General features: G+C 39.1%; 24 protein-coding genes, 2 tRNA genes and 1 riboswitch. Of the genes, 9 read left to right on the top strand and 17 right to left on the bottom strand.

What is annotated here, in order from left to right; all coding sequences use genetic code 11:
* From AC04QZ_RS18155 to AC04QZ_RS18140, 4 genes are all read left to right on the top strand, one after another.
* Positions 1-1785: a hypothetical protein gene (locus AC04QZ_RS18155; RefSeq protein WP_478358906.1), complete on the top strand. Its 1785-nt coding sequence runs from the start codon at positions 1-3 to the stop codon at positions 1783-1785.
* 327 nt (positions 1786-2112) lie between these two features.
* On the top strand, positions 2113-3747 hold the full coding sequence (locus AC04QZ_RS18150) for a TldD/PmbA family protein (protein WP_478358905.1): 1635 nt from the start codon (positions 2113-2115) through the stop codon (positions 3745-3747).
* A gap of 2 nt (positions 3748-3749) precedes the next feature.
* Positions 3750-5066, top strand: a complete 1317-nt coding sequence (locus AC04QZ_RS18145; RefSeq protein ID WP_086545319.1) for a TldD/PmbA family protein — start codon at positions 3750-3752, stop codon at positions 5064-5066.
* Between the two features lie 127 nt (positions 5067-5193).
* Entirely contained in the window at positions 5194-6834 is a 1641-nt protein-coding gene (locus AC04QZ_RS18140) for a TldD/PmbA family protein (RefSeq protein ID WP_478358904.1), read from the top strand.
* A gap of 14 nt (positions 6835-6848) precedes the next feature.
* Here the strand turns inward: AC04QZ_RS18140 and AC04QZ_RS18135 are convergent, their stop codons facing one another.
* Complete coding sequence (locus AC04QZ_RS18135; RefSeq protein ID WP_478358903.1) at positions 6849-7268, bottom strand: luciferase domain-containing protein; 420 nt, start codon at positions 7266-7268, stop codon at positions 6849-6851.
* 2 nt (positions 7269-7270) lie between these two features.
* Positions 7271-8182, bottom strand: a complete 912-nt coding sequence (locus tag AC04QZ_RS18130) for an SRPBCC family protein (protein ID WP_478358902.1) — start codon at positions 8180-8182, stop codon at positions 7271-7273.
* 219 nt (positions 8183-8401) lie between these two features.
* Between AC04QZ_RS18130 and AC04QZ_RS18125 the strand changes: the two genes are divergently transcribed.
* From AC04QZ_RS18125 to AC04QZ_RS18115, 3 genes are all read left to right on the top strand, one after another.
* A tRNA-Cys gene (locus AC04QZ_RS18125) sits at positions 8402-8472 on the top strand.
* A 23-nt stretch (positions 8473-8495) separates the two neighbouring features.
* A riboswitch (SAM riboswitch) is annotated at positions 8496-8596 on the top strand.
* A 77-nt stretch (positions 8597-8673) separates the two neighbouring features.
* Positions 8674-8856, top strand: a complete 183-nt coding sequence (locus tag AC04QZ_RS18120) for a hypothetical protein (protein ID WP_478358901.1) — start codon at positions 8674-8676, stop codon at positions 8854-8856.
* 41 nt (positions 8857-8897) lie between these two features.
* Positions 8898-9476 (top strand): DUF4833 domain-containing protein, encoded by a 579-nt coding sequence (locus tag AC04QZ_RS18115; protein ID WP_478358900.1) that lies wholly within the window; start codon positions 8898-8900, stop codon positions 9474-9476.
* A 41-nt stretch (positions 9477-9517) separates the two neighbouring features.
* Here the strand turns inward: AC04QZ_RS18115 and AC04QZ_RS18110 are convergent, their stop codons facing one another.
* From AC04QZ_RS18110 to AC04QZ_RS18090, 5 genes are all read right to left on the bottom strand, one after another.
* Positions 9518-9793, bottom strand: coding sequence for a hypothetical protein (locus tag AC04QZ_RS18110; protein ID WP_086545315.1), 276 nt, complete (start codon positions 9791-9793; stop codon positions 9518-9520).
* Positions 9794-9898: 105 nt separating this feature from the next.
* Positions 9899-11227, bottom strand: a complete 1329-nt coding sequence (locus AC04QZ_RS18105; RefSeq protein ID WP_478358899.1) for an amidohydrolase — start codon at positions 11225-11227, stop codon at positions 9899-9901.
* Between the two features lie 129 nt (positions 11228-11356).
* Entirely contained in the window at positions 11357-12205 is an 849-nt protein-coding gene (locus AC04QZ_RS18100) for an AraC family transcriptional regulator (RefSeq protein WP_478358898.1), read from the bottom strand.
* A gap of 233 nt (positions 12206-12438) precedes the next feature.
* Complete coding sequence (locus AC04QZ_RS18095; protein WP_478358897.1) at positions 12439-13182, bottom strand: DUF3667 domain-containing protein; 744 nt, start codon at positions 13180-13182, stop codon at positions 12439-12441.
* A gap of 6 nt (positions 13183-13188) precedes the next feature.
* The gene (locus tag AC04QZ_RS18090) at positions 13189-13446 is read right to left on the bottom strand and encodes a hypothetical protein (RefSeq protein WP_086545312.1); all 258 of its coding nucleotides are present in this window, start codon (positions 13444-13446) and stop codon (positions 13189-13191) included.
* Positions 13447-13605: 159 nt separating this feature from the next.
* Between AC04QZ_RS18090 and AC04QZ_RS18085 the strand changes: the two genes are divergently transcribed.
* Positions 13606-14229 (top strand): TetR/AcrR family transcriptional regulator, encoded by a 624-nt coding sequence (locus AC04QZ_RS18085; RefSeq protein WP_478358896.1) that lies wholly within the window; start codon positions 13606-13608, stop codon positions 14227-14229.
* 238 nt (positions 14230-14467) lie between these two features.
* Here the strand turns inward: AC04QZ_RS18085 and AC04QZ_RS18080 are convergent, their stop codons facing one another.
* A complete protein-coding gene (locus AC04QZ_RS18080; protein WP_478358895.1) occupies positions 14468-15010 on the bottom strand; it encodes a hypothetical protein in 543 nt (180 codons plus the stop codon).
* 230 nt (positions 15011-15240) lie between these two features.
* On the opposite strand from AC04QZ_RS18080, the gene AC04QZ_RS18075 reads away from it, so the two are divergent.
* Positions 15241-16077, top strand: coding sequence for a winged helix-turn-helix domain-containing protein (locus AC04QZ_RS18075; protein ID WP_478358894.1), 837 nt, complete (start codon positions 15241-15243; stop codon positions 16075-16077).
* Positions 16078-16148: 71 nt separating this feature from the next.
* Here the strand turns inward: AC04QZ_RS18075 and AC04QZ_RS18070 are convergent.
* The 9 genes from AC04QZ_RS18070 to AC04QZ_RS18030 all read right to left on the bottom strand — a co-directional run bounded on the left by AC04QZ_RS18070 (position 16149) and on the right by AC04QZ_RS18030 (position 24728).
* Positions 16149-16228: transfer RNA gene (locus tag AC04QZ_RS18070), tRNA-Leu, on the bottom strand.
* Between the two features lie 99 nt (positions 16229-16327).
* Positions 16328-17497 carry an aminotransferase class V-fold PLP-dependent enzyme gene (locus tag AC04QZ_RS18065; RefSeq protein ID WP_478358893.1) on the bottom strand — a complete coding sequence of 390 codons (1170 nt, stop codon included), beginning with the start codon at positions 17495-17497 and terminating at the stop codon, positions 16328-16330.
* Between the two features lie 48 nt (positions 17498-17545).
* Complete coding sequence (locus AC04QZ_RS18060) at positions 17546-17842, bottom strand: DUF3817 domain-containing protein (protein ID WP_086545306.1); 297 nt, start codon at positions 17840-17842, stop codon at positions 17546-17548.
* Between the two features lie 187 nt (positions 17843-18029).
* Positions 18030-18566 (bottom strand): Fe-S protein assembly co-chaperone HscB, encoded by a 537-nt coding sequence (gene hscB / locus AC04QZ_RS18055; protein ID WP_478358892.1) that lies wholly within the window; start codon positions 18564-18566, stop codon positions 18030-18032.
* Between the two features lie 84 nt (positions 18567-18650).
* Positions 18651-20039, bottom strand: coding sequence for an RIP metalloprotease RseP (gene rseP / locus AC04QZ_RS18050; RefSeq protein ID WP_086545304.1), 1389 nt, complete (start codon positions 20037-20039; stop codon positions 18651-18653).
* Positions 20040-20068: 29 nt separating this feature from the next.
* Positions 20069-21229 carry a 1-deoxy-D-xylulose-5-phosphate reductoisomerase gene (locus AC04QZ_RS18045; RefSeq protein WP_478358891.1) on the bottom strand — a complete coding sequence of 387 codons (1161 nt, stop codon included), beginning with the start codon at positions 21227-21229 and terminating at the stop codon, positions 20069-20071.
* Between the two features lie 155 nt (positions 21230-21384).
* Complete coding sequence (locus AC04QZ_RS18040; protein ID WP_478358890.1) at positions 21385-22932, bottom strand: GH3 auxin-responsive promoter family protein; 1548 nt, start codon at positions 22930-22932, stop codon at positions 21385-21387.
* A 42-nt stretch (positions 22933-22974) separates the two neighbouring features.
* Positions 22975-23763 (bottom strand): hypothetical protein, encoded by a 789-nt coding sequence (locus AC04QZ_RS18035; protein ID WP_086545301.1) that lies wholly within the window; start codon positions 23761-23763, stop codon positions 22975-22977.
* Positions 23760-24728 carry a glycosyltransferase family 2 protein gene (locus tag AC04QZ_RS18030; RefSeq protein ID WP_086545300.1) on the bottom strand — a complete coding sequence of 323 codons (969 nt, stop codon included), beginning with the start codon at positions 24726-24728 and terminating at the stop codon, positions 23760-23762. The genes AC04QZ_RS18035 and AC04QZ_RS18030 overlap by 4 nt, the downstream gene beginning before the upstream one ends.
* Between the last annotated feature and the right edge of the window lie 12 nt (positions 24729-24740).

Genomic DNA, 24740 nt, shown 5'->3' with positions numbered 1-24740 from the left:
ATGGAATTTAAATACATCGCTATTTTGGCTGGGTTAATTTTATTGGCCTTTTTGCTATACAAAGAGGTACGCAGGACCAATCAGGCCAGATTAGTGTGGCGGATTATAGCAAGTATAATCGCCGTGAGTTGTTTTGTTTTATTAATCGTGCCGATCAAATATGAAACACACCTGCCACAAAACATCGATGAAATCATCTTACTCACCGAAGGTGCTAATCCTGATTCGATTGGCAGCCTAAAAGGAAAGAAATATGCGCTTTCTTCTCCAGATTTAAAAAATACGAAGGCCATAATCATTCCCGATCTTTCTTATTTCCTAAAATCGAATTCCAATATCCGAAAGCTGAATATTTATGGTTACGGCTTAAATGCCGCTGAATTAGCGCTGCTGAAAGGATATCAGATCACTTTCCACCCTACCGCCAATCCCCGAGGGATCATCGCGGCAAATTGGCCAGCTCAATTAAAAACGACCGAATTATTACAGGTTCAGGGCACTTATCAAAATTCAGGTGATGAAACGGTCAAACTTTTGCTCAAAGGTTTGGGCAAAACCGTAGATTCGATCAGTATTGAAGCCAAAGCGAACAAAACCTTCTCCTTTAAAACTTTCCCAAAGCAAACAGGAAAGGCGGTTTACGAATTAATATCCTTACATAAAAAGGATACTTTGGCTAAAGAACCGGTTCCTGTACAACTTGGCGACCAAGCGCCCATGAAAGTTTTAATCCTGGCTTCTTTTCCTGATTTCGAATATAAATTTTTAAAAAACTGGCTGTACGAAAATCAATACCCGCTGGCTTTCAGAAGTCAGATTAGTAAAAATAAATATGCTTTCGACTTCCTGAACATCGATAGCGTTAACCTTAATCGCATCAATGCATCGTCCTTAAAAAAATTCGACATGATGATCATTGATGAAGAAGAGTTAGCGGCCATTAGCCCCAGCGAACGGTTTTCAATAGATTTTGCAGTTAATAACGGAATGGGTTTGTTGATCAGGGTGACTAATTTAAAGGCTTCAACTACACTCAGCGGCAGGTTTAGCCGATTTGAATCTCCTGTTTTAAAAGGGAAACCGCTAAATTTAACGCTTGTAGAAGATCACCTGAAGTTTAATCCATTGCCACTCGAGCAAACATTGTTTTTAAAGGCCAATCAAAGTGATCAACCACTTATTGTTGATGCCAATGGTAAAACAGTGGTTACTAGCAGCATCAGCGGTTCTGGTAAAGTATTGGTCTCTACACTTTCCGCTACATACAATTGGCTATTATCTGGGCAAAAAACTGATTATGCAAGCTACTGGTCTAAACTTTTGGCCAACGCCGCAAGAAAAAGAAACGATATTCAGTCTGTAAACTTCATTCCTCAATTTCCCGTTATTCATCAAAAAACGAGGATTATTGCAGATCTGGCAGCGTCAAATAAGGTACCAGTATTAAAAATTGATAACATTTCACTTAGTCCGCGGCAAAATATGGCACTTCCTTTCCAATGGGATGCTTTATACTGGCCTCAAAATTCAGGCTGGACAAACCTGGAAATAAATCAATCCATCGAGCCAGTATACATTTATAAAAAAACCGATTGGAAGACGCTCAAAAACCAGCAAAAATTAGACGAGACCCGTCAGTTTATCAAAAACCAGAATACTACTGAAGCCAATAACAAATTAACAGACACCATTCTGGAGGAGGAAGTATCACTCTGGTGGTTCTTTACAGGTTTTGTGCTTGCTGCTGCTTTTTTATGGTACGAAGCAAGGATTTTGACTGTTTAAATTGTATGGCTATTTCCGAGAAAGAAGTCAAGTTTTAAAAACTTGACTTCTTGAAAAATCTACTTATCAAAATGAGTGCTCTTCGTTCCTGATCATAAACCGCAGCAATACCATACAAATCAGCTCCGTGCTTTCAGTGTTTCCGTGGCAAAAAAAACAAATACCATACCTAAGGCACTAAAACCTGCGTTTATTAGTCGCTAAAATCACCTAATAAATCATTTATACTTAAATATCGGCCTTTGAAACTAAAATGTTATAATCAATTTCCAGTTTTAGCCTCATAATTGGCTATATTGAAATCGTAAACTAACTAAATTCAACCAATTGAAAAGAAAAGACTTCCTCTACTTATCCGGAATGGGTATGGGTGCCCTGCTCCTGCCCGACCTTTCTGCATTCGGAACTCCCATAGACCCTTTACAGGCCTTAGATGGAGTAGATGTAAAAATTAAAAAAGAACTGGCTGATGTTGCTTTAAATGCAGCAAAATCAAAAGGTGCAACTTATGCCGATATCCGCATAGGCCGTTATTTGAACCAGTTTGTAGCCACCCGCGAAAAACGTGTTCAAGGCGTAGCCAATACCGAATCGTATGGTGTGGGTATTCGCGTTTTAGCTAATGGTTGCTGGGGCTTTGCTGCCACAAACAATGTAACCAAAGATGCCATTGCCAAAGCGGCCGAACAAGCGGTGGCCGTTGCAAAAGCCAATGCCAAAATACAGGGCGAACCGGTTCAGCTGGCTCCCCAGAAAGGTTATGGTGAGGTAAGCTGGAAAACACCAATCGAAATTAATGCTTTCGAAGTTCCGGTAAAGGAAAAAGTAGATCTGCTTTTGAATGTGAACGACGTGGCTATGCAGAATGGAGCCAATTTTGTAAACTCCGTTATTTTCGCGGTTAATGAACAAAAATACTTCGCTTCTACTGATGGTTCTTACATCGATCAGGATGTTCACCGCATTTATCCAACTTTTAACGTAACCAAAGTTGACCGCGAATCGGGTAAATTTAAAACCCGTAATGCATTGAGTGCGCCCTCAGGCAAAGGTTATGAATATATGCATGCCCGTCCTGAGGATAAGGTTTCTGGTATTGTAACCCGCTACAAAGGTCGTTACGATATGCTGGAAGATGTAAAAGAGGCGGCCCGTGTAGCAACCGAAAAAGTAAAAGCCAAATCGGTTGAGCCGGGTAAATACGATCTGGTTTTAGATCCTTCCCACCTTTGGTTAACCATCCACGAATCGGTGGGCCACCCGACTGAATTAGACCGTGTTTTAGGCTACGAAGCCAATTACGCGGGTACCAGTTTCCTTACATTAGACAAATGGGAATCGAAAAAATTTAAGTTTGGCAGCGATAAAGTAAATATTGTGGCCGATAAAACCCAGGTTGGATCGCTGGGCGCTGTTGGTTACGATGATGAAGGTGTAAAATGCAAAAAATGGGACCTGATCAAGAACGGCGTATTGACAAGCTATCAGGCAATCCGCGATCAGGCACATATTATCGGTTTAACGGAATCTAATGGCTGCTGTTATTCGCAGGGCTGGGATGATGTTCAGTTTCAGCGCATGCCAAATGTTTCATTACAGCCAGGCAAAGAAAAACTAAGTGTGGATGATATGATCAAAAACGTTGAAAAAGGCATTTACATCATCGGTGATGGAAGTTTTTCTATCGATCAGCAACGTTACAATTTCCAGTTCGGCGGACAGATTTTCTACGAAATTAAGGAAGGTAAAATTGCGGGCATGCTTAACGATGTGGCCTACCAGGCCAATACCCAGGAATTCTGGAATTCGTGCAATGCCATTTGCGATGAAAGCGATTACCGTTTAGGCGGTTCGTTCAATGATGGAAAAGGGCAGCCTTCACAAAGCAGTGCTGTTTCGCATGGCAGTGCCACTACCCGGTTTAATGGAGTTAATGTTATCAATACAGCAAGAAAAATATAATTATGGCCATATTAAGTAAAGAAGAAGCCCAGGCGATATTAAAAAAAGTAATCGGGTATTCGAAAGCCGATTTCTGCGAAGTAGGTTTAAACGGTTCTGACGGCGGAAATATCCGTTACGCCCGTAATGCAGTTTCTACTGCAGGGCAGATCAGCACCATGAGTTTAGGTGTAAGTTCAACCTTTGGTAAAAAAACTGGCTCAGCAACAATAAACGAATTTGATGATGCCTCTTTACAAAAAGTAGTAAAAAGAGCAGAAGAATTGGCGATGCTGGCACCAGAAAACCCAGAGTTTATGCCTCTTTTAGGTCCGCAGACCTTTGCAGAATCGAATACCTATAATGCAAAAACAGCTGCCATGACACCCGATACCAGGGCCGAAATGGTGGGTAAAAGTTTAAGTGTTTCAAAAGCTGCCGGATTAGATGCCGCAGGTTTCCTGGAAAATGCAACCCGTTTTAATGCCATCATGAACTCCAAAGGTTTATTCGCTTACAACAAGGGTACAAACGTTTCTTTCTCGGTAACGGTTAGAAATAAGCAAGGTACAGGTTCGGGTTATGTGGAGCAGGATTTCAACGATTTAGACAAGATGGATACCCTTGCACTAAGTAAAATTGCGGCAGGTAAAGCCAATGGCTCTGCAGGTGCAAAAGCCATTGAGCCCGGCAAGTATACGGTGATTTTAGAGCCTCTTGCCGCCAGCGATATCTTAAGCAATATGTTTAGGGGTTTCGATGCCAGAAGTGCTGATGAAGGCAGAAGTTTTATGAGCAAAAAAGGCGGTGGAACGCGCTTAGGAGAACAGTTGTTTTCAGAAAATGTAAACATTTATTCTGACCCAATGAATACTGAAATCCCATCGGCAACATGGAATGGAGATGGTTTGCCCGTAAAGCGGACACAATGGGTAGAAAAAGGGATTGTAAAAAACCTCTCCTATTCGAGATATTGGGCAGCACAAAAAAATGTTGAACCTATTCCATTTAGCCGCAGTGTCATTATCGAAGGCGGAACACAATCCCTGGAAGACTTAATCAAAAGTACCGAAAAAGGAATATTAGTTACCCGTTTCTGGTATATACGCTCAGTGGATCCACAAACGTTATTGCTTACCGGGTTAACCCGTGACGGTACTTTTTACATCGAAAATGGTGAGATTAAATTCCCGATTAAAAATTTCAGGTTCAACGAAAGTCCGGTCATTATGCTCAACAATGTTGAAGCCTTAGGTAAACCAGTGAGAACTGGAAGTGGCTTAATTCCGCCGATGAAAATCCGCGATTTTACGTTCACTTCGTTATCAGATGCGATTTAAGGAATTCCCTCTAAATACCGTCATCTCGAGCGGAGTGCAGCGAAGTCGAGAGATCTGCCTAGATAGATCTCTCCTTTCCACTGCGTTCAAGTCGAGATGACGACCTTTTTATTAAAAACCTACAAAATTGAGAAGAAGAGATTTTTTATACATGACAGGTGTTGGCCTCGGTGCCAGCATGATGCCCAATATACCTGCCTTTGGCAAAATAATTTCTGTTGAAGAATCTTTAACACCTGTTGATGTTGCCCTAAAGAAAAAAATGGCCGATGTTGCGCTCAACGCTGCAAAAAGCAAAGGCGCAACTTACGCCGATGTACGTATAGGCCGGTATTTAAATCAGGTAGTGGCGACCAGAGAAACCAGGGTAGAAAACATCTCTAATTCCGAATCTTATGGTTTAGGTGTTCGTGTTATCGCCAATGGAAGCTGGGGTTTTGCGGCAACCAATAACCTCGATAATGCCAGTATTGCCAAAGCCGCCGAGGCTGCCGTAGCCATTGCAAAAGGAAATTCAAAACTGATGGATCAACCGGTCCAACTGGCCGCGCAAAAGGGATATGGCGACGTAAGCTGGAAAACACCAGTTGAAATTAATGCATTTGAAGTACCCATTGCAGATAAAGTTGATCTCCTTCTAAAAGTAAACAGCGAGGCCATGAAAGGTGGGGCAAAATACATCAGTTCCAACCTTTTTATGATTAATGAGCAGAAATACTTTGCTTCAACCGATGGCTCCTATATCGATCAGGATATCCACAGGATATGGCCAACCTTTACCTTAACCAAAACTGATGCAGCAAGTGGCAAATTCGAAACCAGAAATGCCTTAAGTGCTCCAATGGGTATGGGTTTTGAATACCTGAAACCAAAAGACGAAGAAAAAATTAAAGGTGGTCCGGTTACGATGTACAAAAAGCGTTACGACATGCTGGAAGATGTACGCGAAGCCGCCGCACATGTTGACGAAAAGCTAAAAGCAAAACCAATCGCTCCCGGCAAATACGACCTGGTTTTAGATCCCTCTCACCTGTTTTTAACCATCCACGAATCTGTTGGTCACCCAACCGAATTAGACCGCGTTTTGGGTTACGAAGCCAATTATGCGGGCACCAGTTTCTTAACCCTGGATAAATGGGAAAGTAAAAAATTCAACTTTGGCAGTAAAGAGGTAAACATCATTGCCGATAAGCTCGAAGTTGGCTCCTTAGGTGCAGTAGGTTACGATGATGAAGGTGTAAAATGTAGCCAGTGGGATATCATTAAAGATGGAATTCTGGTGAATTACCAGACCATCCGCGACCAGGCCCATATTTTAGGACTAAAAGAATCGCAAGGCTGCTGTTATGCCGATAGCTGGGAAAGTATCCAGTTTCAAAGAATGCCAAATGTTTCACTGGTACCTGGAAATGTGGCCTTAAGTGCGGCTGATATGGTTAAAAATGTGGAGAAAGGCATTTATATGTTCGGGCGGAATTCTTATTCCATCGATCAGCAGCGATATAATTTCCAGTTCAGCGCACAGCTGGCTTACGAAATTAAAGAAGGTAAAATTGTTGGCATGCTTAAAGACGCGGCCTACCAGGCCAATACCCAGGAATTCTGGAACTCCTGCGTGCAACGTTGTGATAAAAACGATTACCGGCTAGGCGGTACATTTTCGGATGGAAAGGGCCAGCCCGGGCAAGTCAGTGCAGTTTCGCACGGAAGTGCCACCACCCGGTTTAATGGCGTTAACATAATTAATACCGGCAGAAAGTTAGGATAGTTAAATTGTCGGTACTAGCTACCGGCAATTTTATTATAAGCCAATTTTAAGAGAAAAAGAGCATACTCAACATCTGTTTCATGCTCAACACAAAAGCTTATCCATCCCGATTTCTCAAATACATGGTGCTGTGCCACCTTCCCGTCAAGCATCAACTCTGCTTTAATTTTCTGCGTAAATAGAATATCCAATAGACCATTACTGTGAATGTGCGCAAATTCTATCTGGTTATGATTAAACTGTAAACCACCAAATTTATGCAGACTTAAAGAAGTATTTTCCCACTTCAAAACTTCATTTTCTATTTCATCAATCTGATCCAATCTTTCGGGCTTTGTAATCAGCATCCACATTTTCAATAAGCTATCAAATACCAGTGCAAACAATGGCACTGATTTAAGAAAATTGAATCTCTTCACTATAAAAGAAAACATGTTTAATTCTTTTCGCTAAGTTCCTTAATGTGTTCCATTACACGCAAATGCACATTTCGGGTAATGCTTTCTGCCCATAAATTGTAATACCAAGTTGGAAATACCCTTAGTTTATACCAGCTGTTCCCAACAAGCGTGGTGGTGCCATCGCCATTATCTTGCAATAAAAACTGACCTCTTTCTATATCGATATGTCCCATGATTTCAGGATCGTGAGGTTGCCTCGTGATATCAAAGGTTAAATCTTTGTTGACATCAAAAGTTACAATCTTTTCATCAAAAATATATCCATTACTAAAAATACATTTTCTACCTGCACCTTTTTTATAGCCTGTAACTGTTGTCTGCATAGGGCTAGGCATGCCTGCTTTGAAAAGCCAATAAGTATTGTTTTGTTTAATCTTGTCAAAAGCAACCACATTTTTCCAGATTTTTTCTGGTGTAGCTTTAATTACAAGCTCATCGCGTACCATGTTTCTGTAATGATGATCAGAAATGGAATCAATTATAAAAATGGCAAGCAGAAAAGAAATGATACTTACATTTAGGGTTTGGTTATGTTTTTTAAACATTGCTTTGCCAATAAACGCTCCTGTAATTACAAACGCAAAAATGAGTGGGGAAACAATAATTAAACAGATTGTACCCTCTTTCAGAAAAATATAGCTCAAAAGAATAGCAAGAAAACCATTCAGGATCGAATACCAAACGAGCAATCTACTTTTCAGATTCAGATCTCGCCAAAACCAAGCACTGATTACACCCATTAAAAGCGGCAAAATAACAAATTCTGAAAATACAAGAACACCATCTTTCTCACTATGGAACAGATTATTTAACCAAATGATAATTAATATAATCACATTTGAGATGATGATCCCTTTAAGTAGTTTTGACTGGAGAAACGTTTTCATACTGTTTTATTTTGATCAAAATTAAGATATATTTTTAATTTTCAAAAATTACTGAAAATAAAATACAAATTTAGATTTCATGTTTTGCATGTTCTTCATTGCAATATTCAAGAAAAAATAATAAAACTACTATTTCTATAGATTTTATAGTAATTATTTTATACCTTTGTTTTATCTTATTCAAATAGCTGCTTTTAGGGGTATATAGAAGAGATTTATAGTCATGTGGCCGAGTGGTTAGGTAAAGGTCTGCAAAACCTGGTACGGCGGTTCGATTCCGTCCATGACGTCTAAACATTTTAATTGTTTAATACACTTATCAAGAAAGACGGAGGGAATGGCCCTTTGATGTCTTAGCAACCTGTTACACTACAAGGTGCTAATTCCTTCTGCAAATTGCAGAAAAGATGAGTTTGAACGCAGGTATTTACTGTATTCGACGGACGATCAATGGCTATCCTTTCTGAAACTTGTAATTAAAATTCATTCATATGTCGGTATATTTTGATTATCCATCGATCAGGGATTTTTTTGAGATCCATGGAAACACTTCGAAAGAAAAATTAGATGATTATGAAAATTGTAGGGCGGCATCAGACCGGCTTTACAATGAGCAGTTGAAGGAAACTGATGAAGAAATTCATGATCAAGATGAACCAAATACAGACACTTGAAATCGATACAATCGCGCTTATCTATAAATTAAAAACCTAGCATGCATTCAGTAAAGAATAAAATTCGAACGGTAATTAAAATATTTCTAATCACTTTAATTTTCTTTCATTTTCCCAATCAAAGCAGGGCGCAATCGAAAGATCCATCCCCCCTCAGTTTTCCTACGCCTAAAAATGTAGACCATATGTTATTTTACCTCCAGCGCGATCCAAATACCAATACCTTAATTTATGCCTTAAACCTCAAGGAAAACGGCAGTATTAATCCTGATGCGCCTATTCAGGTTTACTGGATTCGTTATGGCGAAAAAGGACAGAAAAAAGAACTCGGTTATATCCAACGAAAGTTCGCCTACGGCATCGATACGAAAGCGCTTGGAGCTGATAAATATGAATTTAGGTTTGTATCACATAAAAAACTGCCTTTTTACCTGCAAAGGTATAGTGATAAAAGTTACCATGTTTCGGTAACGATAAACAACCGGATAATCAGAGTTACCCGATTGTTTATCAGGATTCAAGGCGGCAGCTTCTGGCTCCCCAATGTCAAATACGGAGAAATTGAAGGCATTGAAGAATCGACAGGAAAAGCTATTGTTGAGCGGATAAGTGTAAAATAATCGAAATATTATACTTCAATCATCAACACTGTCCATAACAATTATTTCGCCTCTCTTTTATTGTCTATCGCAGTGCCAAATGTTTTATCAAACTCTCCCTTTACCCATTGCACTTTTCCAAAATCTCGTATACCAGGCGCAATAATGTAATTTCCTGTTTGAGAATCCAGAATTACGACTAAATCACTCGCCCCTACCTGGGTGCGATATCTTCCAATACTCTGATCTTGTCCATTTTTAAAACTGATGGCGGTAAACATTAAGCCTGCGCCCAGAAATCCCAGCAAAAGGGATTTTGTGTCTAATGTAATTTTCATATCCTTAAGATTTATTTGTGTGTAAAATCAAGATAAGATTTTTCTACGAAAGACGAGAGTTACCGCTTCATTCTATCGGAAATATTGCAATTCATTTTGACTTGATCAGAAAACTAAATTACCATCATGAATTAGGCTTTTAACTGGTGATACTCTGGATACAGCCTCTGCAGAGCAGCTGGCATCAACCAGTACCACATTCGCTCTATCCCCTGCTTTTGGCCACTGTTTTTTCCCTTTGTCATCCAAAGGAAGAATATTGCCGGTAGCCAGTTTCAGTATCCTCGAAAGTTCAAATTCTGTACGATAGCCGTAAATCTGGGCAGCGATATTGGCCTTTTGCAGAATGCTTCCTGTACCAAAAGTATTCCAATGGTCAACAATACAATCATTACCTGCCACCACTTCTACACCATGTTTGTACAATGCAGGGATAGGCATCGGGTTACCAGAAAGCGGAATGGTTGAAGCTATTCCCATTTTTGCCGCACCAAGCTTTTCGGCTATTTCTTCCGTTTTGGCTTTATCGGGATACCGCAGTGCAAAAGCATGGCTCACATAGGTTTTCCCTTTCAATGCCGGGTTTTCCATCACTTTATCAATCAGGTATTCGATTGTTTTTACACCCGATTCGCCCGACTCATGAAGGTGGATATCTATCCCCTTTCCATGGTCCAGCGCCAGCTGTATGACAAAATCCATGTGTTTTTCAATGCCACCGTCAATAGAAGTCGGATCTAAACCTCCGATAAAATCAATATCCATTTGAGCAGCTTCCTTCAATAAATCTGCCGATTTGGTATAATAAATCCCATGTTGAGGAAAAGCCACAAGTTCTGCCTGAAATGATTTCTTTTTATGCAATAACGCGGTTTCTAAATGTTTCAGGGAATCTAATCCCGAGGTAGGATCAATATTTACATGCGAACGGGCGTAACTGGTTCCGTATGACTGGAGCAACTCAATCAATTTTTCAGATCGTGGTATAGAAGTTTTTAACAGCTCAGGGATGATCTGCTGCTCGAAAGCGATCATATCTTTCACTGATCTGTTTTTCTTCAAATGCGCCTGCCAGGGCAATCCATAATAGGTTTTATCCAGGTGGATGTGCATATCTCTGAAAGCAGGAAGCATTAACAATCCTTTTGCATCAATCGCTTTTGCCTGGGCATTATTGGGAAGCACATTCTTCACCTTACCACCTTCGATCTCGATGATAAAAAGATCGGTTTTTGTTTTGATTACTTCATTTTCATCATACTCAAATCCTGTTTCAAGCCTTACATTTTTTAGGATCAGGGTTTTTCCAGCAAAATTACTCGTTACATTTTCTTCGGCAATTGCCTGTTCTGTTGACAGTAAACAGCTGCTGGCAAGCAAAATAGATGAGCTTCTAATAAAATCTTTTCTTGAGATCGAATTTGGGTTTATCATAACAGGATTTCTTTCCTACAAAAATAACGTTCTGTTATGCTTATGAATGGTAGGATTTATATTAAAAATTGTACCATTTATAACTACCTGTGTTTATTGATCGGTTTTTCAGGCTATATTTTGTGCAATTCATAACTGTTCGCGAAATGCGCGAGGTGTCATACTGGTTTGGTTTTTAAAGAATTTAGAAAAATAGGCCACATCATAAAAACCCAGATCGAAGGCAATGGCTTTAATGGGCCTTTCGGTGGTGAGTAAAATCCGTTTTGCTTCAAGGATTAAACGTTCGTGAATCAAGGCGGTAGCGGATACATGAAAATGCTTTTTGCAGAGCATGTTCAGGTAATTTGCCGAAATACTCAATTGATCGGCGTAAAATGCCACAAGTTTTTCCTTTTTATAATGCAGATCAATCAGCGAACGGTATTTAAACAGCACCGGTTTGCTTTGATAAACCGTTTGATTATTGAACAACGTTTCTGCTTCCTGACTAAGCATCAGGGCAATGAGTCTGATCCTGACATTGATAATTTCCCAAAGTATCGCGGGTTTTGCGAGTTCCAACTTGATGCTCCGAAATTCGTACAGGATTTTTCCGTAAGCTTCGGCACTTAAGTTGATAACCGGATAATTTTGATATAAGATCAATGAAAAACGTAAAGAATTGGCCAGTGTTTCGAATATGCTCCTACTAATCATGAGCTGATGGGCATGGGTTTCTTTCCCCAGTTCCCATTTATGGATCTGTTCAGGAAACAATAAGTGCAACTGACCACCGGCAACCTGATGATCTGAAAAATCGATGGTATGCAGGCCACTACCCTGCTCAAAAAGCATAAAAAGAAAAAAATCATGCTTGTGTGGTTTTTCGATATGCCTTTCCCCAATTATTTCATGATAAAGCAAATTATTTCCCGAATCTTCCCGGGGCCAAAATTCACTGATATCCAGTGTAGGAAAATTTGCAATCACATCCATCAACGAAAAATACCAATTTTGAATAGAAGTTACGAAAAAAGGTGATGGAAAATGAATGGAGCATTGTTATTAGTCAGGTTGCGAACGCTAAAATTAAAATAGAGGCTGTATCATAAGGTGTGGATTTACTGGTCCTTCGACAGGCTCAGGATGACAATCTATTTATAATACAGCCTCACCAAAATGCAAGCCTGAAACTTGCAGCATAATTTTCATAGGTAGATGAAAAGTTATTAATGCCTCATTTTAACAATGGCAAATACCACACCGATCAAAAATGACAAAACGTAGTAAGAAGCTGGAACGAGGATACTTCTGATTAACAAGGCTTTTTTACTATAGTTAAATCCGGAAAAAAACTGATAATAAAACCAGATGCTATAAAAAAGGCCAAAAAAGCTCAATACTCCGAAATACAAAAATACCAGCACTTTGGTATTGGTGTAAAAAATGGTCAGTGCCGCAACAAAAAGGCCCATGATGAGTTCAACGATAATCCGGTTTGAATTTAAAACCAGGTGTTCGGAAAAATTAAGTTTCGCTTTTCTGAACCAGATAAAACTAAAAAAAGAGTAAACAGGAATGGCAATAATGAGGACCAGCTTGGGATGACCAGAGATAAATTTTTCAAGATCATTCATCATCGATCTGCTTCCCTGAGGCATCAGATCAGACATATTGCCGTGTGTATACGGCGCAATAAGACCTGATACCGTCAGAATGAGCAGGATGAGCGTCACAAAACTAAAATAAGGTACCCTTTTGCCCTGAATAAATTCGCGGACACTGTGCCCTGGCCGGGTGAAAAGACCTTTTAGGGTAAATAAGATGCCTTTATCTACATGCCAAACACCATGAATAAAATCATGTGCAAGGAAATGTTTAATGGAATAACGGTGTGTAGTAGATTTTTGTCCGCAGTTCGCACAATAATTCTGCGTAACCGGAGCAGCACAATTTAGACAATCTGTTAACATCGATAACTATTTTTTAGCGTCTCTGTTTTTAATTTCAGTATTAATCTGCCCCAGGCTAATAAAAGCCGGTAAAAAGGTTAGCGAACAACAAATAGGAACTATAATAAGCACTTTGGGCATTTTGGATGAGAAGGCAAGATAAAGTATGATCACACTGGCAGCAAGCAGCACCAGGCCTAGTCCAATCATCACGCCTTGCAAACTTTGCTTCTTTTTATATAATTCTTGTACAGATAATTCGGTAATCGGAATGGCCTTTTTCATATCGTTTGTGGTGATTTAACTTCGTTTGGTTATCGCAAAGAGCTATACAATCATTCCGCATGCCTCTTCTGCCGAACAAATATACAATATATCACCAATTGGTGACAAAAATATTTGAAATTGATTGTGTAATTTTCCAGCACGCTTATTTTTCATCATATGGAACAGCAAACAGGGGTTAAATCCTTAAGAAACAAGGAAAAAAGTAAACAGAAATTTTTAGATGCAGTGGAGAAAATACTCCATACCAAAGGTTTCTCAGGTCTCAAGGTTAACGATATCGCACGCACTGCAGGCCTGGACAAAAAACTGATTTATAACTATTTTGGGGGAAAGGATGAACTCATTGATGAATATATCCGCTCGCAGGATTTCTGGAGCAATGTAAAAGATGAATCGGGAGGTGCTATGGTGAATGATGGCGGAAAAGCATTTTCTAAAGCCATGTTGCGCTCTCAATTTGACTATGTTTTCAAAAATAAGGAGCTGCAGAAAATCCTGCTTTGGGGATTAATAGAGAACAGGAAATCGTTAAAAAAACTCGCAAATGACCGCGAAGAAAATGGTGCCCTCTTGTTTGAAAGCATTACCGATCCACATTTTAAGGAAAATGCGAAAAGATACCGGGCCATTATTGCGCTCCTGATATCGGGAATTTACTATTTAGACATTTACGCCACTACAAATGACTGTACTTTCTGCGGATTGGACGTAAAAAGTAAGGAAGGAAGATCGGAGATTGAAGATGCTATTTCGTTTTTGATTGATAAAACTTACGAGTAAATCAGATCAGTTGCATAAAAACCGGAAAGAATAGCTCGAAAAACTTTCTTTCCGGCAGCACCAACACTGAACCTAAACACTTTACTTTTTACTTATTTTGCCTTTAAAGCCGATCACCCCCATTTCCCTATCTGGCAGGTGGATACTATAACAATGCAGCTGAAGCGCTAATCCAAAGATTCCTTTTCGGATTTTAAGGAAATCTGGTTTATAGGTGATTTAACAACAGCCCCCCAACTTAGCAACCGCCTTTGCGGGGGATACGTTTAAAAATCACTTTGCTATCTCGTTCTGCATATTCGCACGAAACTATCGGATAGGAATACTTAGGTGCGTACGATACGAAATGGCTTCTTATTATTATTTTGTCGTTAACTTTCAGGCTATGCAATTGCTCCAGCTGAGATTTTTCCGGCTCAAATTTTACAATATAATCGTCACCATTAATCCTGGCCATAACACCGAAACCTAATCGAGATCCTGGCGGAAGAGAAAGCGAGGTTACAACAGCCTCCATATTGGTAAAAGCACTGAGATGTTCCCTTATTTTGGCAGCACCATTAAGCACTTTTTGACCTCGGGGAGACGCTTCCCATGCTTTGAACTTTATACCATCAGGACTAGCCTCCCATTTTTTCCTTTCGGCATTTCTTTCAGCAGCAGAAAGTGGCTTTGGCGACGGTTTATTAGTCGTTTCATTCTTGATTTCACGATTCGCAAATACTAGTCCGCTCACCACAACCAATGGTAATATCAGCGCATAAATTACTTTTTTCATCATTTTTATGGGTTTATTAAATTACATAGATTTTCTTGATCAGTCAGATCGGATAAGCCATCATTTATTTTTCATATGCGATCAAACTTGATTCAGTAAAATTACTTTGATATTTTTCGGCCTGCGTAACTTTTATTGTAAATAAAAATGTAAACTTTGTAAAATAAAATATTGACACTATGCATCTTAGTCGAAATCTACTATCCGGTAATAGCAAGTATCTGTTTGGGTTCATGCTTTTATGTATTGCTGTAATTTGTGCAGCCTTCAGTATAACCGGCAGTGACGATTTTGATATGGCCAGGAGAGAAGTTTTACTTCGCAGGATAGGACATGAACTCCTCTTACAGTCGGGCGACAGTACATCAAGGGTGCTGCCGGTAAAAAAGATCGCGGCAAATGAATACCAGGTTGGGTTTGAGCATGCGCTAACTTTTCAACCGGGTGCGCTGGTGAATATTACCAGTCGCGTGCTGGCCAAAGACCCGATGGCAGATGATTATGTTGTTAAAGTGCTGAATTGTGGCAATTCCAGTGTAGCTTATAGCTATGCGATATCCCAAAATAAAAAAGATGATATTGTAACATGCCTGGGAAGAAAGCAACCCAAAGCATGTTACATGATCAATATTAAATTCAAACCTACCGGCATAATCACCGCAAAGAATGGGTATTTGCTGGGCAGTCTGCCATTTTTAGCATTTATTGGTTTTATTTTTTTGAGATCCGTTAAGCCGCGAAGAACTATATCGGATAATGATCAGCATTCAGATATAATTACCTTGGGTTCAGTTTTGTTTGATGTGAAAAACCGTAAGCTTATCGTAAATGGAAAACCAACTGACTTAACCGGAACTGAAACCCGTTTAATGCTCATTTTCGCACTGTCGCCTAACGAAACCATCGCTCGAAACCGGCTACAAAAAGAGATATGGGAAGATGAAGGGGTGATCGTGGGACGTAGTCTGGATATGTTCATATCAAAACTTAGAAAAAAACTGGAGCCCGATCCGAATATCAACATTGTTGTGATACGGGGCAAAGGATACAGGCTTGAAATTGGCCTTTAGGGTTAATCTTCCTGCTGTGAACTTGTTCATTAAAAGACAAAACCCTCTCTACGTAATGTAAAGAGGGTTTGTACCCAGCGCCGGAGTCGAACCGGCACGGTTTCCCACAGGTGTTTGAGACCAGCGCGTCTACCAATTCCGCCAGCTGGGCATTTGCTTATTCAGCGGGATGCAAATGTATAAATTAAGCAATTCATTCGCAAATTTTATTTGCTTCTTTTTATTTTTAATCTGATTTAAGAGGATACCTTCAGTTTAACAGATTATCTAATAACAACTGATTCAATTGTTTAACTTCTTTTTTAGTCATTTCCATATTCATTGGCAGATAAACTAAATTTTGAAGTGTTAGCTCATTTGAGGTTTTTGACGACAAACTGGTGAAACCGATCTTAACTAAACTGGAGGCTTTTGACGTGGCATCGAATCCTTTGGCCCTTAATTTATTGATTAACACTGATGGATTAGCCACCGCTATCGGGATTACCCAATGTGTATGCCTTAGGTTTGCACTACCAATAATATTTCGCGAATCTATATCCTGCAATAATTGATTTGCCAGGATCTTTCTTTTATGCATATGAGCTTGATTAAAATTACCCAATTTATGCTGCAACATCCGCAAATTAGCATAACATGGCCTGTATTTAATTTGCTTCATTACATCCGCACCGGGAAAACCTCTTGTAAAACCCGTAATAAAAGCATCAAAATCTTTACCAAGTTGCCTGCAAAGCCAATAAGCCAGGGTAAATGGCCATCTTGCGGTAAGGATGTTAATCAGGGTTGCAATGATTATTTTTTTGAAGTATCGATTACCTTTTTGTACCGGCAGCCTGTTGTTTAATGTTTTTACCGCAGCAAGTAATTCCTCATTTCGAATATAAAGTATTGCGCCGCTTAATGCGGTATTCGTCTTAATTAGCCCAAAACTGAACAATACCACATCTGATTTCACATTACCCTCATAAACTCCGTCATAAGCTTGTGCACAATCTTCTACTACGATCAGGTTATGCAGTTTGGCTACGTGAAGCAGTGCTTCAGTATCCATTATGGCACCAAATAAATGGGTAATTAGCAGCAGTTTCGTTTTGGGCGTAACAGCAGCCGCTATCTGCTCAGTGGATAGGCCAAGCGTGTTTTTATCTATAGCTAGAGGTACCACTTTTAGCTGATGGGCAGCCATAATGGCAAACATGTCCGGGATGTTAATATCTGCAACCAGTATTTCGTCACCAGGCTCAAGATTTAGTGCTTCAAATACGAGATGTAAGCCTGTACGAGCAGAGAGACAAGGCAACTGCCCTTCAGAGAAAAGGAGCTGTTCTTTTTTAAAACCGCAAGCACTGCCACTACAATATAATGCGCCCTTAAAAAGTTCGGTAAAACGAATATCTAACCTACCCCTGGCGATCATTTGTTAAGCACATAAAACACTAAGGTAAGTAATTTGTGTAATGGACAATTAGTTTAGCGCTTTTTCGTCTTTTAGCTTTCGGTCGACGATAAAAGGTGCGAAAGGAAGTAAAGAAGCCAGGAAAATTAAAACAGCTTTACCAAACTTCCATTTTTGCTCTTGCCAGGCCAAAATTAAGGTAGCGGCATACAATACAAATAACAAACCATGTGCCCATCCGGTATACTTTACGTACAAAGGAAGATCTGCGAAGTATTTTAAAGGCATGGCTACAAATAATAAAAGCAGGTAAGATATTCCTTCTGCTACGGCTACTTTACGGAAAATAGAAAGGGAGCTATTCATTGATCTGATTGTTTGCTCCGAAAGTAGAACAAAGCTTTTACCTGTCAAAAACTAAAAAATGATTTTACAATCCGCTGTTGTTATTTGCCACGGAAACACTGAATATAGAGATAGCGATTACAAGCTCAGGCAACCAGCGCTTTGCATCATTTCTTCGGACCTCAGACTCCTGTCTTCGGACTTAAGTCTATTTCACCAATCGTTCTCTAATCCGATCGATATACTTTTGTCGGTAAAAATTATCCTTTATAGCAGGCAACAGTGCGTCTGATTCTTTTGGATTGCTATCGAACTGACTCATCAGATCGCTTAATTCATCGGCTAAATCCTTTTCTATCGCTTCAACATCGCGTTTTACCTGTGCGCTCTTTTCAGCATCTGGCTCAAATTCCAAATCCATTAAAGCCTCGTTAATATCCATCATTTCCATCAGAAAAGATTGTGGCAATTGATAAGCTTCATCAGCTTCTACAATCCCTTTTAACTCCAGCACGTATTTTAAGCGTTTCTTAGCGTTGCTCAGTGTTTGATAGGCCTTGTTGTTCAGCGTTGACAGATTAAGCACTTCCTGCTGCTTCTCTTCGCTTTCATTGGCATAAAAATCGGGGTGAAACTGTTTGCTTAAAGCATAAAACTTTGCTTTTACCGCATTTTGATCTGGATTAAACAGAATTGGTAACTCGTAAAAATCGAAATAATTAGTATCTGATGCTACTAAACTCATGATGTATATTAAATTAAAAAGCCGCAGATGTACAGATCCGAATGGTCAAATCTGCGCATCTGCGGCAATGATATAAATTTGGTTTTACTTACCGAAGGATTTTAGAATATCATTACCAAAAGCAAACACCATCAAACAGATTAAGATTACAAAACCTACAATCTGTGCTTTTTCCAGCACTTTTTCACTTACCGGCTTACGTTGTACCATTTCGATCAAAAGAAACACGACGTGACCTCCATCTAAGCCTGGAATAGGCAATAAATTCATGAAGGCCAGGGCCATCGAAATCAAACCTGTTAAAGTCCAGAATTTAACCCAGTCGAAAGTACTGCCATAAACCTTGGCAATCCCAATCGGGCTACTGATATTACGTGCACTTAACTTTCCGGTTATCATTTTACCAATACCTTTTGCATTATCTACAAAAGTGCTCCATGCCATGCTGGCGCCAACTGGTAACGACTCTATAAAGCCAAAATCTACATGTGCAGTTTCTGGCATCTTCAGGTTAGGGATAATACCAATTGTCCCCTCTTTACTTACTTTAAGGTCGAATGTTACCTCCTTACCTTTGCGCAATGCTTTAACGGTAATGGGTTTTAACTTATTTGTAGAAACTTCTTCTTTAAACTGATCAAAGAAAGTAATCTGCTTACCATTAACGGCTAAAATACTATCGCCGGGTTTAATACCTGCGGCATAAGCCGGATATACTGGTTTCTCGAACTTTCTGCCAAACAGTTTATCAAAAAATGATGGTTTATCCGCCTTTTCATCAGGTGCGCTTACCTTATCAACACGCTCCATTATATATCGCGGTGTGATGAAATTCTCTTTATCGTTTTTCGATATTTTATTTAAAATGGTATCGGGAACAGAGATGTAAAGGGTTTTATTCTCTCTTAAGATGGTTAATTGTGCACCATCAAACAATACTTTGCTCGATATCGCATCTTCAAAACGGATTAATTTATTTCCATTGATAGCCAAAATTTTATCTCCATTTTTCAACCCGATTTCTTTACCAATTGCACCTACAGAAATACCATTGTTTAGCTTGCCATTAACGGTATAATTTTGTCCAATGTTAAAGGTTAACATCCAGAAGATAAAAATACCTACAATTACGTTTACAATAATACCACCTAACATCACGATTAAACGTTGCCAGGCTGGTTTAGAACGGAATTCCCAGGGTTGAGCAGGTTGAGCCATTTGCTCTGTGTCCATACTCTCATCAATCATTCCGGCAATTTTTACATAACCACCAAGTGGTAACCATCCCACTCCATATTCAACATCACCTTTTTTGAAACTAAAAAGCTTGAAACCCCATGCATCAAAAAATAAATAAAACTTTTCTACTTTAATACCAAATGCTCTGGCTGCCAGGAAATGCCCTAATTCGTGTAATATTACCAATAAAGACAATCCGAGCAGCAGCTGCCCCGCCATAATCAATCCATTCATATTTTCTTATAAAATTTTTATGTTAGATGTTAAACTATACTTTTTGTTACTAATTCGCCGGCTAAGATACGGCTATGTTTGTCAGTTTCTAAATAATCACTCAATTGAGGTTTTTCAACAAAACTGATTTCTTCCATACACTGCTCTATAACCTCGCTCATCTGCAGAAAACCAATTTTATCCCTCAAAAATGCGTCTACAACAATTTCATTCGCCGCATTTAAAATACATGGCATATTCCCCCCTTTTCGCAAAGAAGTGAATGCCAGATTTAAATTTCTGAATGTTTCCATGTCGGCCTTTTGAAAGCTAAAGTTTGGATAATCTAAGAAGTTAAAACGCTTAAAATTGTTTTTTAGCCTATCGGGATAATTTAAAGCATACTGAATGGGCAGTTTCATATCCGGCACGCCCATCTGCGCCTTCATGGAGCCATCGGTAAACTGAACAATTGAATGGATGATAGACTGCGGGTGAACAATCACATCAATCTGATCTACATCCAGGTTAAATAACCACTTTGCCTCAATTACTTCCAAACCTTTATTCATTAGGGATGCAGAATCGATCGTGATTTTTGCGCCCATCACCCAGTTGGGATGTTTTAAAGCCTGCTCCTTTTTTACTGTGGATAAGAAATCTTTTGTTTTGCCTAGAAATGGTCCGCCTGAAGCTGTTAAATAAATCTTTTCGATTTCATTCTGCTCCTCGCCTACCAAACATTGAAATATTGCAGAATGCTCTGAATCGACTGGTAAAATTTTAACCTGATGTTCAGCTACCAGTTGTGTAATCAGTTCACCAGCTACCACCAGGGTTTCTTTGTTGGCCAAAGCAATATTTTTTCCTGCCTTAATAGCAGCAATAGTAGGCTTTAGTCCTACCGACCCCATTAATGCGGTCAACACGACATCACTATCACCATAAGCCGCAACTTCTGATAAAGCATCTTCACCCGCTAAAACTTTAATATCAAAAGCAGATAAAGCATTTTTTACTTCATTGTACTTGTTTTCATCACAGATCACAACAATAGCTGGCTTAAATTCCTTTGCCTGTTGAATCAGTAATTCCGAATTCTTTAATGCAGATAGGACAACAACTTTAAATGTTGAGGGATGATCCCTTACCACTTCCAGTGCTTGTGTACCTACACTTCCTGTAGAACCTAATATGGTTATTCTTTTCAAATCGTTTTAATATCGTAACGCTTAAAATTAATTAAGCTATTTATTCACTAATTATAACTTCGTCATTGCGAAGCTGGGTTTGAGCGAGCTGAAGCAATCTGATTTGTGTAATAAGATTGCTTCGTCGTTCCTCCTCGCAATGACGAATTTGGCTATTAAACAATATACCTTTCCAAAGCGTCAGCCAGCTTCCTATCATTGCTCAAACGCGGTACTTTATTCTGTCCGCCTAATTTCCCTTCACTTTTCATGTAGTTTACAAAAGCCTCTTTTTGCAAAGTACGTATAATCAACGGCTGGAGGATGTTTCCTTCAATCAGGTCAAAGTAATAAATATTTTTCTTTTGCAAAGCCTCGTCTACCTTTTTGCTAAAAGCAGCCATATCTTTTGGAGCAGATGAAAATTCGACAAACCATTCGTGATAAGGCAATTGCCCGGCATCTGGGTTAACCTGAGGCGCAACGGTAAATTCAGTAATTTCGACCTGTTCTTCGTTGGCTACACTCAAAATCGCCTGCTCTACCTCTTCTCCTATTACGTGTTCGCCAAAAGCAGAAATAAAATGTTTTATACGTCCGGTGACCACGATTTTGTAAGGATTTTTCGAAACAAACTTCACGGTATCCCCAATACTATAACCCCACAAACCTGCATTGGTATTTAAAATCAGGGCATAATTCGTATCTAGTTCAACCTCCCCCAGCGATAATCTGGTTGGCTTATCATTATAATATTCATCTGCCGGAACAAATTCGTAAAAAATCCCTGCATCAGCCAATAACAATAATCCTTTATCTTGCTGCGAGTCCTGATAAGCGATAAAGCCTTCTGAAGCCGGATAAGTTTCGATAGCATCGATCTTTTTACCGATACTCTGTTCAATTTTTGCCCGGTAAGGTTCAAAATTTACACCACCATAAATAAACAGGCTAAAATTTCTGAATATTTCAGCGATTTTCTTTCCGCCCGATTTCTCCGAAAGTTTATCGAAATACATTTGCACCCAGGGTGGGATGCCCGATATTAAAGTCATGTTTTCATTGATGGTTTCCTCAACAATGGCATCAACTTTTTGTTCCCAATCTTCGATAATATTGGTTTCGTATGAAGGTAATCGGTTCTTTTGCAGATAGGCTGGCACATGGTGGGCTACAATGCCTGATAAACGCCCTACATTGATTCCATGTTTTACACTTAAAACCGGACTCCCTTGCAGAAAAATCATCTTTCCGTTTACAAAACCGGCCTTACCTGTTTCATTAATATAAGTTAAAATAGCATTCCGGGCAGCCTTTATGTGCTCGGGCATCGATTCTTTAGATAGTGGAATGTATTTTACGCCTGAAGTGGTACCTGAGGTTTTGGCAAAATAAAGCGGCTTTCCTTTCCAAAGCACATCGGCTTCACCCGCTACTACACGATCTACATAAGGTTTTAATCCTTCATAATCCTGAACCGGAACATGTTTTTTAAAATCGGCATAGGTTTTAATCTCAGCGAAATGATGGTCTTTTCCAAACGCAGTATGCTTAGCTTCGTCAACCAGCTTCCTTAATATTTTATGCTGAGCATTAACGGCATTATTTTTCCATTTGTTAATCTGCCAAACCGCAAATGCCGCAAAGGGTTTACTTAATGCTGCTTTAAGCCCCCAACCCCCTGAAGGAGACTTTCCCCTTCTACCGTTCTTTTCTTTTTCCATAAATTTAAATCTGATTTTTAACTCCCCTTCAGGGGCTGGGGGTTAAACGATATTATGTAAAATATCCGGATGCTCATCGCCTTTATATTCGCTCGAAATTTTACGGTACGCAACCGTTAAGGCTACACTGGAAAGTGGAACGATAATAAATGAACTTAAAATATTTACAATAAAGGCGATTAATGGCCATTGCAGGTAGTTAAGCAACAGATAAATTAAATACCCGCCTCCTAAAACAACCAATAACAATAAAATCTTGGTGAAATTTCCTTTAGTAGTAGCCAAACTCAATTTGATCGAATCGAATGGCGTTGCACCTTTATCAATGATAAAAAACGGGAAGAATGAAATTCTTAACCAGGTGATAAAAATGGCAATAATACCTACTGAAATGGCTACGTTTTTAACAATGGTTACATTAATTCCTGTATAAATAAAAGGAAAAGCAACCAGAATTACCACCAGGTAAACACCAAGGATACAGGCTACAAAATAAAGGGTAGCAAGCAAAAATCTAATAATCTGTTGTCTGGTTGGAAGCGTATCCACAATTTTCACGTCGTTTTCTTCATCGTCCATTAAATGGAAAATATATTTAAACAACGAAAGGTTGATGGTAAAATAAAGCAAAACGAAAATAATCACCATTATAACGCTTAAAGCTTTGCTTACGTCTTTAATAAAAAAGGCCATTAAGCTCGATGCACTTGCAGTGATAAACATCAAAAAACATAGCGTAGCAATCGAGAAATAGTGTTTCTTGGTAATGCTCCATGCCTTTTGAATTACATCATTAACGGCGAACGTACTTTCTTTTAGATAATTTATCATTGTTGTTTGAATACCACACGTTTAAATAAATCCTGTATAAATCCTAAACCATAAGCAGTTAATTGGATAAATGAAGATATAATGCTCAAAAATGCAACTTTTAACGATTTATTTACAGACCATGAATGAAAAAATATCAACATAAAGTAAATCAATAAGAAGAAGTTACAAACATATGCCAATGGAGGATATATAAAGTTACATAAAATAGTAAAACCAAAACCCAATGTGAACAAGGCTGGAAAAAAGTGTACGAGTTTTAATTCTTTTGGGAAATGTTTGTAAATATTGATCCTTGCTCTCCCGAAAAAATGTAATTGTTTGTAAAACTGACTGAAGCTTGTCCGGCGCTTATGGTAAACCTTTGCATCTGGGATCAAACCAATCTTGAAACCGTTCTCGTGGATGCGGATACTATATTCAATATCTTCACCCAATCTGGTTAAGATAAAGCCTCCTACCTTCTCCCAAGCCTGGCGTGAAACGCCCATATTAAAACTGCGTGGATGAAATTGTCCTACGTGCTGCTTGTTTCCGCGGATACCACCAGTGGTGAAAGGCGAAGTCATGGCATAACTGATGGCTTTTTGTACAGGCGTGAAACTGTCATGTGCAGCGTCAGGGCCACCGTAAGCATCTAAATGATGCTCATACAAATAGTTTTTAACTGTTTCGAGGTAATTTGCAGGAATTAAACAATCTGAATCGAAAATTACAAAGTAATCACCAGTAGCCCTTTCGAAACCAAAATTACGTGCAAAGCCTTGTCCGGCGTTTTCCTTAAAGTAATATTTAATATCCAGTTTATCAGCATAAGAGGCAACAATAGCCTTTGCATCGTTTTTCGAACCATCTTCAATAACCAAAACCTCAAACTGTAAATAAGTTTGTTTGGTTAGGGTGTTTAATAGTTCGTCGATTTCCTGAGGACGATTGTAAAGTGGAATGATGATGGAGAAAAACATGCTTTTAAAGGT

The sequence above is a fragment of the Pedobacter folensis genome (assembly GCF_056490665.1).
This window is presented reverse-complemented; position numbering and strand designations above follow the sequence as displayed.